This is a genomic window from Rugamonas sp. DEMB1 (assembly GCF_029834475.1).
GTDB lineage: Bacteria > Pseudomonadota > Gammaproteobacteria > Burkholderiales > Burkholderiaceae_D > Rugamonas > Rugamonas rubra.
On record NZ_CP122407.1, the window covers coordinates 2,053,813 to 2,068,322 of the forward strand.

The 14,510-nt window shown below is 68.8% G+C and carries 12 protein-coding genes; 6 read left to right on the forward strand and 6 right to left on the reverse strand.

The window, feature by feature from the left end:
- Positions 1-392: 392 nt before the first annotated feature.
- The 4 genes from QC826_RS09540 to QC826_RS09555 all read left to right on the forward strand — a co-directional run bounded on the left by QC826_RS09540 (position 393) and on the right by QC826_RS09555 (position 5,758).
- A complete protein-coding gene (locus QC826_RS09540) occupies positions 393-2,417 on the forward strand; it encodes a TonB-dependent siderophore receptor (protein WP_279765372.1) in 2,025 nt (674 codons plus the stop codon).
- Entirely contained in the window at positions 2,401-3,708 is a 1,308-nt protein-coding gene (locus QC826_RS09545) for an ABC transporter substrate-binding protein (RefSeq protein ID WP_279765373.1), read from the forward strand. The genes QC826_RS09540 and QC826_RS09545 overlap by 17 nt, the downstream gene beginning before the upstream one ends.
- A gap of 156 nt (positions 3,709-3,864) precedes the next feature.
- On the forward strand, positions 3,865-4,902 hold the full coding sequence (locus QC826_RS09550) for a zinc-dependent alcohol dehydrogenase (RefSeq protein ID WP_279765374.1): 1,038 nt from the start codon (positions 3,865-3,867) through the stop codon (positions 4,900-4,902).
- Between the two features lie 307 nt (positions 4,903-5,209).
- Complete coding sequence (locus tag QC826_RS09555; protein WP_279765375.1) at positions 5,210-5,758, forward strand: hypothetical protein; 549 nt, start codon at positions 5,210-5,212, stop codon at positions 5,756-5,758.
- Between the two features lie 72 nt (positions 5,759-5,830).
- Here QC826_RS09555 and QC826_RS09560 read toward each other — a convergent pair whose 3' ends face one another.
- Complete coding sequence (locus QC826_RS09560) at positions 5,831-6,658, reverse strand: crotonase/enoyl-CoA hydratase family protein (protein WP_279765376.1); 828 nt, start codon at positions 6,656-6,658, stop codon at positions 5,831-5,833.
- Between the two features lie 77 nt (positions 6,659-6,735).
- Positions 6,736-8,757 carry an FAD-dependent oxidoreductase gene (locus tag QC826_RS09565; protein ID WP_279766431.1) on the reverse strand — a complete coding sequence of 674 codons (2,022 nt, stop codon included), beginning with the start codon at positions 8,755-8,757 and terminating at the stop codon, positions 6,736-6,738.
- Positions 8,758-8,901: 144 nt separating this feature from the next.
- On the opposite strand from QC826_RS09565, the gene QC826_RS09570 reads away from it, so the two are divergent.
- The gene (locus QC826_RS09570; RefSeq protein WP_279765377.1) at positions 8,902-9,453 is read left to right on the forward strand and encodes a PadR family transcriptional regulator; all 552 of its coding nucleotides are present in this window, start codon (positions 8,902-8,904) and stop codon (positions 9,451-9,453) included.
- Positions 9,454-9,504: 51 nt separating this feature from the next.
- On the opposite strand, the gene QC826_RS09575 is transcribed toward QC826_RS09570, so the two are convergent.
- The 4 genes from QC826_RS09575 to QC826_RS09590 form a co-directional block, all read right to left on the reverse strand.
- Positions 9,505-9,951, reverse strand: a complete 447-nt coding sequence (locus QC826_RS09575) for a hypothetical protein (protein WP_279765378.1) — start codon at positions 9,949-9,951, stop codon at positions 9,505-9,507.
- A gap of 111 nt (positions 9,952-10,062) precedes the next feature.
- On the reverse strand, positions 10,063-11,277 hold the full coding sequence (locus tag QC826_RS09580) for an ammonium transporter (protein ID WP_279765379.1): 1,215 nt from the start codon (positions 11,275-11,277) through the stop codon (positions 10,063-10,065).
- Positions 11,278-11,651: 374 nt separating this feature from the next.
- Positions 11,652-12,674 (reverse strand): PaaX family transcriptional regulator C-terminal domain-containing protein, encoded by a 1,023-nt coding sequence (locus tag QC826_RS09585; RefSeq protein WP_279765380.1) that lies wholly within the window; start codon positions 12,672-12,674, stop codon positions 11,652-11,654.
- Entirely contained in the window at positions 12,671-13,189 is a 519-nt protein-coding gene (locus QC826_RS09590; protein ID WP_279765381.1) for a hemerythrin domain-containing protein, read from the reverse strand. Before QC826_RS09590 ends, QC826_RS09585 begins: the two co-directional genes overlap by 4 nt.
- Positions 13,190-13,328: 139 nt before the next feature.
- On the opposite strand from QC826_RS09590, the gene QC826_RS09595 reads away from it, so the two are divergent.
- The gene (locus QC826_RS09595; RefSeq protein WP_279765382.1) at positions 13,329-14,501 is read left to right on the forward strand and encodes a nitronate monooxygenase family protein; all 1,173 of its coding nucleotides are present in this window, start codon (positions 13,329-13,331) and stop codon (positions 14,499-14,501) included.
- Positions 14,502-14,510 lie beyond the last annotated feature (9 nt).

The window sequence follows — 14,510 nt, forward strand, 5'->3', positions numbered from 1 at the left end:
TCGCCTTGGCATCTGGCCCTCCCTTCATGCGGGACTCGGTGTGCGCGGCGGCGCCGGGGCGCCGCCTTGGCCCGGTTGGCGGCGCTGAAAAGACTTCCACGCCGCAACTAACTTTAAAGATTCTAGCCGAATCGCTGCGCCGTGAGTGGAGATTTTCGCATGGCGCGCCCGGCTCGGCGGGGATGTCGCAAATCGTTCCTAAAAGATACAAACGCGCTTGTGATGGCGGAGGAATTGGAGAATACTTTGTGCTGACGACGGCAAGCTGGGAGGGGCGCATGGCGAACGGCACAGCAGGCAAGCGGACGGCGCCGCCGCAGCGGCACCAGCCGTCGACGCTCCCGCCGGGCCTGGCTGGGGGGCCGGGTTCGGGGCCGGGTTTGGCCCCGGGCTTGGCCCTATCGTTGGCGCTGTTGTTGGCCGCCCCGGCACGCGCCGACGAGGCGGCCGATTTCGACCTCAGTCTGGAGCAGCTGCGCAACATCAAGGTGCTCACCGCCACCAAGACCGCCACCCCGCTGCACGCCACGCCTGCCGTGGTCAGCGTGCTCACCGCCGACGACATCGCCCGCTACGGCTACCAGAGCGTGGCCGAGGCGCTGTCCCACGTCGCCGGCTTCGTCGAGAGCGACGACCGGCTCAACCACAACTTCGGCGTGCGCGGCATCAACGCCGGGGCCCAGTCGGCCAGCCGCTCGATCAAGCTGCTGCTGGACGGCCAGCCGATCGCCTTCCGCAGCACGCAGCAGCAGTGGAGCGGCCTCGAGCTGGTGCCGATGAGCATGGTCGAGCGCATCGAGGTGGTGCGCGGGCCGGTGTCGGTGCTGTACGGCGCCGACGCGCTGCTCGGCGCCGTCAACGTCATCACCCGCCGCGACGGCGCGCCGCGCCTGGCGCTGGGGCGCGAGTGGGGCCGCGACGGCCGCTCGGCCACGCTGCTGGCGGGCAGCGGCACGATCCAGTTCGCCCGGCACGCGCTGGTCTGGGGCTTCCAGGGCGCGCAGGAGGAACGCGGCGGCCTGGCGCTGCCGCGCATCTCGCCCGACTACGCGCGCTTCGCCAAGACCCCCGCCGCGCCGCAGGACACCAGCGCGCCGCGCAGCCTGTACCTGCGCGACCTGTGGACGGACGGGCGCGACGAGCTGCAGACCAGCCTGTTCTGGCAGCGCCAGGACAGCGACAACGTCTTCGCCAGCCTGAACCCGCTGCTGCGCCCGCCCAGCCACGTCACGCTGGAGCAGGGCTACCTGCGCTTCAACTACAGCCACATGCTGAGCGAGCGCAGCACCCTGCGCGCCAGCCTCAGCTACGGACAGGGCCGGCCGGCCGCCGGCGACCTGGTGCGCACCGGCGCCGCCGACTACTATTTGCTGCGCAGCTTCGGCTACCAGGCGCTGGACGGCGGCGCCGAGTGGCTGTGGCAGCCCGCCGCGCAGAGCAGCCTGCTGCTAGGCGTCGACCTGCTGCGCGACCGCGAAACGCTGGAGTCGTTCCAGCGCCACAGCCTGGTCGACGGCGGCAATTTCCAGCTCAGCGCGCCGGCCCGGCGCACGCTGCGCAACAGCGGCCTGTACGCGCAGTGGCAGTTCGGCCTGGGGCAACACTGGCAGGCCATCCTGGGCGGCCGGCAGGACCGCCACGGCGTCTACGGCAGCCAGCGTTCGCTGCGCGCCGGCCTGGTCGGCACGCTGCCCGGACAATGGGGGCTGAAGCTGCTGGGCGGCACCGGCTTCCAGGCGCCGTCGGCCGAGCTGCTGTACCGCACCGCCGTGCAGCCGGGCGACCTGCGCGGCAACCCCGCGCTGGCGCCGCAGAAGTCGAAGACGCTGGAGGCGCAGCTGAGCACGCCGCCGTCGGCGCACTGGAACGCCAGCCTGGCCGTGTACCACACCAAGGTCAGCGAGCTGGTGACGCTGGAGCAGGCCTTCTTCAACGTGGTGGCGCGCAACAGCAGCGACAGCACCGTCAACGGCGCCGAGCTGGAGCTGCGCTACCAGCGCGGCTGGCTCAACGCCTACGCCAACCTGAGCCGCGCCAACACCCAGCGCGGCGTCAACCGCTACACCCTGGCGCCGCTGGCGCAGCGGCCCGACGGCGAGCTGTTCCCCAGCAACAGCGCCAACTTCGGCGCCAGCGCCAGCCTGCTCGAGCAAAGGCTGCTGCTGAGCATAGACAACCGCTACGTCGGCACGCGGCCGGCCGCCACCGCCAACGTGCTGCTGGCCAACCAGGAATACCGCCTGGCCGCGTATGTCGACACCACGCTGACGGCGCGCTGGAGCGTCGACAAGCATTCACAGCTGCGCCTGCAGGTGCGCGACCTGCGCAACAGCCGCTACGTCGACCCCGGCGTCGGCGGCATCGACTATCCTTCGCTGGGACGGCGCTATGGGCTGCAATATGAATACCGTTTCTAGGCGGCGCCGCGCGCTGTTGCTGCTGCTCGCCGGCGCCGGCGCCGGCGCTGGCGTTGGTTGCGGTGGCGGTGGCGGCGGCGACGCCGCCACGCCGCTGCCGGCCAACCCGCTGCAGGCGATGCTCGACCCGAGCGCGATCAACATCGCCTCGGTCGGCTGGCGCACCTCGACGCGCGACGCCTTCCTGCTGGCGGCCAAGCAGATCAACGACGCCGGCGGCGTGCTGGGCAAGCGCCTCAACGCCATCGCCCTGGTGGCGCGCGACAACGCCGAGGCGCAGGACATGGGCGCCCAGCTGATCGCCGCCGGCGTGCCCATCCTCAACGTGTCGACCTCGACCCGCGTGCTCAACCTGCTGCCGCTGGCCATCGCCAAGGGCGTGCCCATCCTCACCGAGTCGAGCTCCTCGCCGGCGCTGACGACCATCGCCGACGCCGACCTGGTGTTCCGCGTCGGCGTCTCCGACGTCGACGCCACGCCGGTGCTGGCCAAGCTGGCCTTCGACGCCGGCAAGCGCCGCGCCGTGGTGCTGGTCAACCAGGGCGACGCCTTCGGTGCCGGCCTCAACAGCCTGTTCACGCCGGCCTTCCAGGCGCTGGGCGGGCAGGTGGTGGCGACGGTGGCGGTGCCCTTCGGGCTGAAGAGCGGCTTCGCGGCGTATCTGCAACAGGTGTTCGACGCCAAGCCGGACGTGGTGCTCAACGGTATTTTGGCGGCCGACATCTCGGCCAACGTGCTCAACGAGGCCTTGCCCTACCAATACGCCGGCCTGTGGCTGCTGCCCGGCACGGCGGCCGGCAACCAGACCTTCATCGACAACCTGGCCGATCCGCGCCAGATCGCCGGCGGCGCCGCCGGCTCGGCCGCCACCATCGGCCTGTACGACAACGCCTCCTACCAGTTCTTCCGCCGCAGCTACCTGGCGCAGTACGGCGCCGAGCCGCAGGACTTCACCGCGCCCACCTACGACATCGTGATGCTGATGGCGCTGGCGATCGAGCGCGCCGGCCTGCTCAACGGCAGCAAGAACCCCAGCGGCCCGATGATCCGCGACAGCCTGCGCCAGGTGATGAACGCGCCCGGCCAGAAGGTGCGGCCGGAGGACATCGCCGGCGCCCTCGAGCTGCTGCGGCGGGGCCAGGACGTCGACTACGCCGGGGCCTACGCCGACATCGAGTGGGACGAGCGCGGCGACATCGTCGGCCAAGTGCCGTTCACCGTGTTCCGCCTGGACGCCGCCGCGCGGCTGTGGGACGCCTCGCGGCAGATCGTCATCGGCCTGCCGCGTTGAGCTTGGCAATGCGGTGCAATTTGATGTGGATCAAATACAACGCTATTGCATAATTGCCATAATGGTCGCGTATCAAGATGGCGCCGAGCGGACCGTGCCTTTCCGCCGCGCCCGATTGGCCGGAGCGTGTTCCGGCCGCCCCCTTGAAAGCAGCCAATGACCACCAACACCATGCATGCCGCCGTCGTCGAAACCCTGGGCCAGCCGCTGGCGCTGCGGGAACTGCCGATTCCCGCCGTCGGCCCGGGCCAGATCCTGGTCAAGACCGAAGCCTGCGGCGTCTGCCACACCGACCTGCACGCCGCCCACGGCGACTGGCCGGTCAAACCCTCCGTCCCCTTCATCCCCGGCCACGAGGGCATCGGCCTGGTGGTGGCGCTGGGCGAGGGCGTCACCGCCGTCAAGCTGGGCGACCGCGTCGGCGTGCCCTGGCTGTTCTCCGCCTGCGGCCATTGCGAACATTGCCTGGCCGCCTGGGAAACCGTCTGCGGCGAGGCCCAGTTCGGCGGCTACACGCGCAACGGCGGCTTCGCCGAGTACATCCTGGCCGACCCCAACTACGTCGCCCGCATCCCGGCCGGCCTGTCGGCCGCCGACGCCGCGCCCATCATCTGCGCCGGCGTCACCTGCTACAAGGGCATCAAGGAAAGCGGCGCCAAGCCGGGCCAGTGGATCGCCATCTCCGGCGTCGGCGGCCTGGGCCACCTGGCCATCCAGTACGCGCTGGCGATGGGCCTGCGGGTCTGCGCCATCGACGTCGACGACGGCAAGCTGGCCCACGCCAGCCGCCTCGGCGCCGAGCTGGTGTTCAACGCCTCGCGCGGCGACCCGGTCGGCGACCTGCGCCTGGCCACCGGCGGCGGCGCCCACGGCGTGCTGATCACGGCGCCGTCGCTGAGCGCCTTCCACCAGGGTGTGGCGATGACGCGCAAACGCGGCACCTGCGTGCTGGTCGGCCTGCCGCCGGGCGAGTTCCCCACGCCGCTGTTCGACGTGGTGGCCAACTGCATCACGATACGCGGCTCCTTCGTCGGCACCCGCCAGGACATGGCCGAGGCGCTGGCCTTCGCGGCGGCCGGCAAGGTCAAGGCCGACTACGAGTTGCAACCCTTGTCGGCGATCAACAATGTGTTCGACCGCCTGCAGAGCGGCCGCGTGCCCTCGCGCGTGGTGATCGACTTCGGCGCCGCCTAAGCCCGGGACAGGCCCGGGGCCGGCGAACGGCCCCGGTGGACGATAGCGTGGGTTTATCGGAGGGCATCTTGGTGTTGCTATAATACAATGCTATATCTAGTCAATACACTGTTACAATATGTACTAACGTAGTTGCTGGCCGTACTGGCCGGCGAAATCCGCACAGCGTAAGGCCTGTGCCAGTGCCGGTTCGAATCGCGACCGTCTAGATGGGAGTGGTGCCATGATCCATGCAATCAATAATTCGTCTTTAGCCTCCGCGGTGATCGCAGCGCGGCGTGCCGCGCCTATCCGCATGCCGGACCGCATGGACGAACCTTCCGAAGCCGCCTACGAGGCCGATCTGGCCGTTAGCGAGCTCGACGTGACTGAACAGGCCCGCTCGCAGGCTGTGGCCAGCAGCCTCGACATGTCGTCCGGCAACACGAAAAGCACCCAGCCGGACACGCAGTCGAAGTCGCAGGGCGGCATCGGCAGCGAGGACGCGGCGACCAAGTTGGCTTTGGAGCAATTCTTTGAAGGCCTGCAGCAACTGGCCAACCGTCCCGAGACGCAGATCTTCCAGGCCCGCTTCGGCCTGGCCGCCGCCAACGCCAAGGACGGCGTCGAGCCGCTGACCAAGCCGGACGCCGCCAGCGAGTTCCACAAGTTCGACAGCGCCGAGTTGGAAAAAGTGGCCGATACCGACCACGACGGCAAGATCAGCGAAGAGGAACTGCGCCGCTACCAGATGCCGCTGACCTACCGCAGCGCCCGTTCCGAGCATGCCGCCCTGACCGACAGCCCGTCCGCCTTCACGCTGGCCGAGGCCCATCGCGCCTACGGCGTGGTGGCCAGCGCCGTCGCCCTGCAGTAGGCGGCTGGCGAGCTTCGCCCGGCACACCGGCCGGCACCTGGCGTTTGCGCGCCACGTGCCGGTTTTGTTTTTTCAGTCCTTGAACTCGGGCGCCCGCTTGGCCATGTTGGCCATCATCGATTCCTGCAGGTCGTTCGACATCAACATCGCCGCGTTCCAGGTGGCGTTGTAGTTCAGGCCGTCGGCCACCGTGTGGTCGCGCGCGTAGCCGAGCATCTCCTTGACGCCGCGCACCGACAGCGGCGACTTGGCGGCGATGGCGGCGGCGATCTCGCGCACGCCGGCACGCAGCGCCTCGGGCGTGTCGAAGACGCGGTTGACCAGGCCGATCTGGCGCGCCTCGGCGCCGTCGACGCGGCGCGCCGTGTAGGCCAGCTCGCGCGCCATGCCGTCGCCGATCAGGCGCGGCAGGCGTTGCAGGGTGCCGACGTCGGCCACCATGCCGATGTCGATCTCCTTGATGCTGAACCAGGCGTCGGCCGAGCAGTAGCGCATGTCGGCGCAGACGATCAGGTCGATGCCGCCGCCGACGCAGGCGCCGTGCACCGCCGCCAGCACCGGCTTGCGGCAGCGTTCCAGGCTGCTCAGGGTGTCCTGCAGGTCGAGGATCAGGCGGCGCAGCGCCTCGCGGGTGCGGCCGTCGCAGTCGTTGCGGATCTGGCCGCCCAGGCTCATCATCATCTGCAGGTCGATGCCCGAGGTGAAGGCCTTGCCTTCGCCCTCCAGCACGGCGACGCGCACTTCCGGCGCGGCGTCGATCCATTGGAAGGCGGCGCGGATGTCGTGCCACATCGCCAGGTTCATCGCGTTCATCTTTTCCGGGCGGTTCAGGCGCACGGTGGCGATGTGGTCTTCGACGCTCAGCGTCAGGGTGTCAAACGAGGGGTGGGTGTTGCTCATCGATGCTCTCCTAGTGTGGGAAAGGGCGCGCGCGGCAGATGCCGGCGCGCGCCGTGGATGCTGCGTGTGCCGGCTGACTATAGTGAGGCGGCCAGTTCGGTGCCCTGCTTGATGGCGCGCTTGGCGTCCAGCTCGGAGGCCAGGTCGGCGCCGCCGATCAGGTGCACCTTGCAGCCGGCCGCCAGCAGCTCGGCCTGCAGCTCGCGCTGCGGTTCCTGGCCGGCGCAGATGACGATGGTGTCGGCCGGGATGATGCTGTCCTTGCCGTCGACGGTGACGTGCAGGCCGGCGTCGTCGATCTTGCGGTAGTCCACCCCGGCGACCATCTGCACGCCCTGGTTCTTCAGCGAGGTGCGGTGGATCCAGCCGGTGCTCTTGCCCAGGCCTTCGCCGACCTTGGTGGCTTTGCGCTGCAACAGGAAGACCTGGCGGATGCTGGCCTTCTGCTCCGGCTTCTGCAGGCCGCCGCGGTTGCTGTTGCTGGTGTCGACACCCCATTCGGCGAAGAACTGCGCCTTGTCCTGGCTCGAGCTGTGGCCGCTGTGCAGCAGGTATTCGGCCACGTCGAAGCCGATGCCGCCGGCGCCGACCACGGCCACCGTCTTGCCGACCGCGCACTTGTCGCGCAGGACGTCGAGGTAGCCGACCACCTTCGGATGGTCGATGCCGTCGATGGCCGGCGTGCGCGGCGTGACGCCGGTGGCCAGCACCACGTGGGCGAACTCGCCGGCGACCAAGTCCCGCGCGCAGACGCGGCGGTTGAGTTCCAGCTTGACGCCGGTCAGCTCGATCTGGCGGCCGAAGTAGCGCAGCGTTTCGTAGAACTCCTCCTTGCCCGGCACCTGCTTGGCGATGTTGAACTGGCCGCCGATCTGCTCGGCGCCGTCGAACAGGGTGACGTCGAAGCCGCGCTCGGCGGCGGTGGTGGCGAAGCTCAAACCGGCCGGGCCGGCGCCGACCACGGCGACGCGCTCGCGCTTGGCGGCCGGGACGATGGTCAGGATGGTCTCGTGGCAGGCGCGCGGATTGACCAGGCAGGAGGTGATCTTGCCGTTGAAGGTGTGGTCCAGGCAGGCCTGGTTGCAGCCGATGCAGGTGTTGATCTGGTCGGCCTTGCCCTCGGCGGCCTTGCGCACGAAGAAGGGGTCGGCCAGGAAGGGGCGGGCCATCGAGATCATGTCGCAGAAGCCGTCGGCCAGCAGCTGTTCGGCCACCTCCGGCGTGTTGATGCGGTTGGTGGCGATCAGCGGAATGCCGACCTTGCCCTTGAGCTGCTGGGTGACCCAGGCGTAGGCGGCGCGCGGCACCTTGGTGGCGATGGTCGGAATGCGCGCCTCGTGCCAGCCGATGCCGGTGTTGATGATGGTGGCGCCGGCCGCCTCGATGGCCTGGGCCAGTTGCACCACCTCCTCGTGGCTGGAGCCGCCCTCGACCAGGTCGAGCATCGACAGGCGGTAGATGATGATGAAGTTGGCGCCGACGCGGGCGCGCACGCGGCGCACGATCTCGACCGGGAAGCGCATGCGGCTGGCGTAGTCGCCGCCCCATTCGTCGTCGCGCAAGTTGGTGCGGGCGGCGATGAACTCGTTGATCAGGTAGCCCTCGGAGCCCATGATCTCGACGCCGTCGTAGCCGGCGTACTGGGCCAGGCCGGCGCAGCGGGCGAAGTCTTCGATGGTCTGCTCGACCTCCTCGCCGCTCAGCGCCTTCGGCACCACGGTGTTGATCGGCGCCTGCAGCGCGCTCGGCGCCACCGCGTTCTTCTGGTAGGCGTAGCGGCCGGTGTGCAGGATCTGCAGGGCGATCTTGCCGCCTTCGGCGTGCACGGCGGCGGTGACTTCCTTGTGGTGCTCGGCCTCCTCCTCGGTGCAGAGGGCGGCGGCGCCGCGCATGGCGCGGCCGGCCTCGTTGGGGGCGATGCCGCCGGTGACGATCAGGCCGACACCGCCACGGGCGCGTTCGGCGTAGAAGGCGGCCATGCGGGCGTAGCCGTCCGGCGCCTCCTCCAGGCCGACGTGCATGGAACCCATCAGCACGCGGTTGGGCAGGGTGGTGAAGCCGAGGTCGAGTGGGGCCAGCAGGTGGGGATAGGTGGTCATGGCGGTCATGGCGGTCCTGGAGGAAAAGTGGGTGGGGATGAAGTGAATAAAATAACACTATGCAACTGGTTTCATAATCGTAGGTCAAAATCCGCAATTACGCAACTGGTTGCATAATTGGATGGCCGGGTTTAGACTGCGCCGATGTCACTCTCACACGCCTTGCTCACCTCGCTGCTGGAAAAATCGTCCTCGGGCTACGACCTGGCGCGCCGTTTCGACAAGTCGATCGGCTACTTCTGGCACGCCACCCACCAGCAGATCTACCGCGAGCTGGGACGCATGGAGGAGGCGCTGTGGATAGAGTCGGTGACGGCGCCGGACGCCGGCAAGACGCGCAAGCGCATCTACAGCGTGCTGCCGCAGGGCCGCGCGGAGTTGCAGCGCTGGGCCGCCGAGGCCAGCCCGGTGATGGACCTGCGCGACGAGCTGACGGTGCGCCTGCGCGCCGACGCCGTGATCGGCCCGCTGGGCACGGCGGCCGAGCTGCAGCGCCACATCGTGCTGCACCAGGCCAGCCTGGAGCGCTACCGCGAGATCGAGCAGCGCGACTTCCCGCCCGACCGGCCGCAGACGCGGCGCACCCGCATCAACCACCTGATCCTGAGGAAGGGCATGCTGTACGAGGAGAGTTCGATCCGCTGGGCGCGCGAGATGTTGGGCGTGCTGCTGGAAGAGGATGGCGCGGCGGACTGAGTCGCAGCGGCCGGTTTGACTGTTATCGAGCCGCTTTTCGCCAGCGCGTCGCTATTTCTTTGGCGCCGGGGCAGGGGCTTGGTCGATTTGCTTTTGCACTTTGTTGAGCAGGACGGCGGTCGCCTCCAGTTGGCGTTGCACTTCCGCTTGGGCGGCGCTCATGTTCTTGCCTGATTCAAACGAGGCAAGCATGTTCGAGAGCACGGTGGCGTTGAACGCGGCGACGCCGAAAACGCTCGCCAAGCCGATGCTGATCGCAGTGACGACGACCGTCGTTCGTAGATTGTTGATGCCTGCTTTTACTTCCGCAATGGTGATGGCCATTGCCGATATCTTCTCGTTGAGCAAACTGGCGAGCGCGTCAATTTTCCCCTCGATGCTGGCCATTTTGACGTAACCCTGGACAATTTTAATGTCCGTTTCAGCCATTCTCGCGTCGGTTCTGGCCTCGGCCATCGCCAATTTCGCATCCAATTCTTCCCGCTGAAGCTCGCTCATGCCGCCTCCCACCGCGCCTTGCGCCTATGTCACCAGTGTAGGCGAAAAATCGTCGACGTGAATGGAATGCGCGCGGGGCTTGCGCTGGCTCGCCCCGCCGTGACCGGGCGCCTACTGCTGCGCCATCGACTGCGACTCGCGCTCCGGCGTCGAGGAGATGCGGTGGATGGCCAGGTCGGCGCCCTGGAACTCGTCCTCCGGGTCGAGGCGGATGCCGACCACCAGCTTGAGGCCGCCGTAGATGACAAAGCCGCCGACGACGGCGATGACCGCGCCCATCAGCGTGCCGACCAGCTGCGCCGTGAAGGAGACGCCGCCGATGCCGCCCAGCGCCTTGCTGCCGAAGATGCCGGCCGCCAGGCCGCCCCAGGTGCCGCACAGGCCGTGCAGCGGCCAGACGCCGAGCACGTCGTCGATCTTCCACTTGTTCTGCGCCAGCGTGAACATCCAGACGAAGATGGCGCCGGCGATGCCGCCGGTGACCAGCGCGCCCAACGGGTGCATCAGGTCCGAGCCGGCGCAGACGGCCACCAGGCCGGCCAGCGGGCCGTTGTAGGCGAAGCCGGGATCGTTCTTACCCATCAGCAGGGCGACCAGGGTGCCGCCGACCATCGCCATCAGCGAATTGACGGCGACCAGGCCGTTCATCTTGTCGAGCGCCTGCGCGCTCATCACGTTGAAGCCGAACCAGCCCACCGTCAAAATCCAGGCGCCCAGCGCCAGGAAGGGGATGGACGAGGGCGGGTGGGCGGCGATGGCGCCGTTCTTCATGTAGCGGCCACGGCGCGCGCCCAGCAGCAGCACGGCCGGCAGCGCGACCCAGCCGCCGACGGCGTGCACCACCACCGAGCCGGCGAAGTCGTGGAACTCGGCGCCCATGGCCAGCTTGAGCCAGGCCTGCACGCCGAAGCGCTGGTTCCAGACGATGCCCTCGAAGAAGGGGTAGACCAGGCCGACCAGCAGCGCCGTGGCGGCCAGCTGCGGATAGAAGCGGGCGCGCTCGGCGATGCCGCCGGAGATGATGGCCGGGATCGCCGCCGCGAAGGTCAGCAGGAAGAAGAACTTGACCAGCTCGTAGCCGTTCTTGGCCGCCAGCACGTCGGCCGAGGCGAAGAAGTCGATGCCGTAGGCGACACCGTAGCCGACGAAGAAATAGGCGATGGTGGAGACGGCGAAGTCGACCAGGATCTTGACCAGGGCGTTGACCTGGTTCTTCTTTCTGACCGTGCCCAGCTCCAAAAAGGCGAAGCCGGCGTGCATCGCCAGGATCATGATCGCGCCGAGCAGGATAAAGAGTGCGTCGGCACCGTTGTTGTGTCCATCCATTGCGTTACTCCCCAAAATAAGGCGTCAAAATAAGTGCATGCACTATCAAAGCAATATTCATTCCATTTTGGTGCGAAATGTTAAGTGCTTGATTTTGAAGTTTATTTGCGGAATCGCTTTGGTGAGAATTTGCCGTGGAACGGTGCGCGACGCACCAGGACGGCGCGCCATCCTGGTGCGTTTTGCCGAGCGGTGCGGAGGAATGCGCCACGATGGCGCGGCGGCGGAGGGCGCGGCGCGCCGCGATGGTGCGGCCGGCATGTCGCGATGCCAAGGTGCCGGCGGCTACAAACCCAACGGCAGGGAGCTAGGGTCAGACCCTAGGGTCTGACCCTGGGTTTGCGCCGCTGGGCTTACTTGGGGTGGCCGGCGGCTCAGGCCTTGGACAGGGCGTGGATGCGGAAGGGCGGACGTTGCAGCGTGCGCTCGTTGCGCAGCGGCGGCGGTGGCGGCACCGGTTCGCCCAGCGACTGCTCGACGTGCTGGCGCGCCAGCGGGAAGGTGTGCAGGTACAGGTCGAGGCACAATTCGTAGGCCGGCATGGCCGGCCAGTCCTGCGGCAGGAAGGCGCTGGGCAGCAGCGGATCGCTGGCGCGGCACTGGCGGTAGGCGTCGGCCACCAGCATGCGCAGGGCGAAGGCCTGGCGCGCGCTGAGCGCCTGGCCGTCGGCCAGGGCGTGGCGTAGCGGGGCGAAGCGGCGCAGGAAGGCGTGGTAGGGCGCGGCGGTGGCGTCCAGGTTCCAGGCCTGGCGGCCCATCTCCTGCAGCGGCCCGAGGCCGTCGACCTGCTGGCCGGCCACCTGCAGCACGCTGCCCTGCTGGGCCAGGCCCAGGGCCGGCGGATCGTCGCGGCCGCAGCGCTCCGGCATGGTCGGCCGCGCCAGCACCTGCGGCGCCAGCGCGCAGTAGCCCTGCTCGGCCAGGCTGCGGCGCAGCGCGGCGAAGGCCGGCGCGGTGCCGCTGCCGCCGGTGTTGATGACCAGGCTCCAGCTGCCGTCCCAGGCGTAGTCGGGCGGCGCGCTCAAGGAGTGCCAGGCGCCGCGCAGCTGCTCGGCGGCGTCCGGCAGCAGGGCGTAGGCGCTGCGCCGGCCGTAGCGGCGCGCGTACAGGCAGCCCTGCTCGGTCAGGCGGAACACGCCGGTGCGGGTGGCGCGCGGGTCGACGCCGAACAGCGCCATCAATTCGATCAGGTCGCTCAGCCAGACCGCCTCGCCGCGCGGCATCACGCTGTCGCCGAAGATCTGCTTGAGCAGGGCGTTGGCGGTCGGCGTGGTTTGGCGCAGGCAGGCGTCGAGCCAGTGCGGGTCGCAGTGCGGCGCCGAGGCTAGCGCCAGTTGCGGCGTGCTCAGGGGACGTGGCGCGCGCGGCGCGCGCAGTTCGAGCGGCATGGCGTTCATAGCGCGCCGCCGCTCGCCAGGGCCGTTTCGGCCGGCGCGCCGGTGTCGAGTACGGCCATCGCCGGCGCCGCCGCCGGCGCGTCGATGTTGTCCATCGCCGCCAGCAGCTCGGCGTGGCGGTCGGACAGGAAGCGGTCGATCATCGGGTACAGGATGCCTTCCTCCTTCAAGTGGTGCTGGCGCATCAGCATGCGCAGGGCATGGGCCAGGTCGAAGAAGTCGTCGCGCAGGTGGTCGGCGATGGTGGCAGCCATGCGCCGCACCAGCTCGCGCATCTGGCGGTGCTCGTCGCGCATCACGCTGGTCGGGCCGCAGTTGTGGCCCATGCAGGCTTCCAGCGCGGGGAACAGCACGGCCTCCTCGAGGCGCAGGTGGTGCTCCAGGCACTGGCGGAAATCGGCGAAGTCGGCGTTGGCGCTGGGCCAGTTGCGCGTGGCGACGCGGGCCTCGGCCAGCGTGTACAGATCGTCGCACATGCGGTGATCGCGTCCCAGGAAGTTGCCGATGGTGCTCATTTGCTTTGCCTCTTCATGATTGCTTTGGTGTCAGCCTGCATTGTCACATTTGGTCAAGATTGAAATCTTTGATTCACATCAAGGATTTGCATACTTCCCGCGCGTTACAGTTCGGCCTCGTCAATTGTCGGGCCACACCATGTTGTTGAGCGTATTCGAGAGATTCAAAATCAAGGACCGGCTGTTGTTGCCGATCGTGCAGGGCGGCATGGGTGTCGGCGTCTCGGCGCACCGCCTGGCCGGCGCCGTGGCGCGCCTGGGCGCGATGGGCACCATCGCCAGCGTCGACCTGCGGCGCCACCACGCCGACCTGATGGCCGCCACCGGCCGCAGCCGCGACCGCGCCCTGATCGAGGCGGCCAACCTGAGCGCGCTCGAACGCGAGATCGTCCAGGCCAAGGCGCTGGCCGGGGGCCACGGCATGATCGCGGTGAACGTGATGCGCGCCGTCAGCCAGTATCCCGACCTGGTGCGCAAATCCTGCGAGGCCGGCGCCGACGCGCTGGTGGTCGGCGCCGGCCTGCCGCTCGACCTGCCCGAACTGACCGCCGAGCATCCGCACGTGGCGCTGATCCCGGTGCTGTCGGACGCGCGCGGCATCGCCCTGCTGTTGAAGAAGTGGATGCGGCGCCAGCGCCTGCCCGACGCCATCGTCATCGAAAACCCGCGCTACGCCGCCGGCCACCTCGGCGCGCCCGACAGCGCCACCCTGAACGACCCGCGCTACGCCTTCCCGCGCGTGCTGGAGGAAACCCTGGCGCTGCTGCGCGAGCTGGGCATCGAGCGCGAGCGCCTGCCGCTGATCGTCGCCGGCGGCCTGCACCAGCACGCCCAGGTGCGCGACTTGATCGGCCAGGGCGCCAGCGCGGTGCAGCTCGGCACGCCGTTCGCCGTCAGCACCGAGGGCGACGCCGACGCCGGCTTCAAGCGCGTGCTGCTCGACGCCGGGCCGGACGACACCGTCACCTTCATGAGCGCGGCCGGCCTGCCGGCGCGCGCCGTGCGTACGCCCTGGTTGATGAACTACCTCGACAAGGAGGCCAAGCTGCAGGGCAAGGCCAAGGCCAAGGACTGCACGGTCGGCTTCGACTGCCTGCAGCAGTGCGGCTGGCGCGACGGCCTGGCCAAGGCCGGCCAGTTCTGCATCGACACGCAGCTGGCCTTCGCGCTGAAGGGCGACACCAAGCGCGGCCTGTTCTTCCGTGGCAGCGAGGCGCTGCCGTTCGGCCGTGCCATGCGCCCGGTGCGCGAGCTGGTCGACTACATGCTCAACGGCGTCGTGCCGGCGGCGGCCAGCAGCGCCGCGGCCTGAGGCGGGCGC

Coding starts and splice junctions, on each gene's coding strand:
- QC826_RS09580 (WP_279765379.1), bottom strand. CDS start 11,277: ATGGATGGACACAACAACGGTGCCGACGCACTCTTTATCCTGCTCGGC.
- QC826_RS09570 (WP_279765377.1), top strand. CDS start 8,902: ATGTCACTCTCACACGCCTTGCTCACCTCGCTGCTGGAAAAATCGTCC.
- QC826_RS09595 (WP_279765382.1), top strand. CDS start 13,329: ATGTTGTTGAGCGTATTCGAGAGATTCAAAATCAAGGACCGGCTGTTG.
- QC826_RS09560 (WP_279765376.1), bottom strand. CDS start 6,658: ATGAGCAACACCCACCCCTCGTTTGACACCCTGACGCTGAGCGTCGAA.
- QC826_RS09565 (WP_279766431.1), bottom strand. CDS start 8,757: ATGACCACCTATCCCCACCTGCTGGCCCCACTCGACCTCGGCTTCACC.
- QC826_RS09575 (WP_279765378.1), bottom strand. CDS start 9,951: ATGAGCGAGCTTCAGCGGGAAGAATTGGATGCGAAATTGGCGATGGCC.
- QC826_RS09585 (WP_279765380.1), bottom strand. CDS start 12,674: ATGAACGCCATGCCGCTCGAACTGCGCGCGCCGCGCGCGCCACGTCCC.
- QC826_RS09590 (WP_279765381.1), bottom strand. CDS start 13,189: ATGAGCACCATCGGCAACTTCCTGGGACGCGATCACCGCATGTGCGAC.
- QC826_RS09555 (WP_279765375.1), top strand. CDS start 5,210: ATGGACGAACCTTCCGAAGCCGCCTACGAGGCCGATCTGGCCGTTAGC.
- QC826_RS09545 (WP_279765373.1), top strand. CDS start 2,401: ATGAATACCGTTTCTAGGCGGCGCCGCGCGCTGTTGCTGCTGCTCGCC.
- QC826_RS09550 (WP_279765374.1), top strand. CDS start 3,865: ATGACCACCAACACCATGCATGCCGCCGTCGTCGAAACCCTGGGCCAG.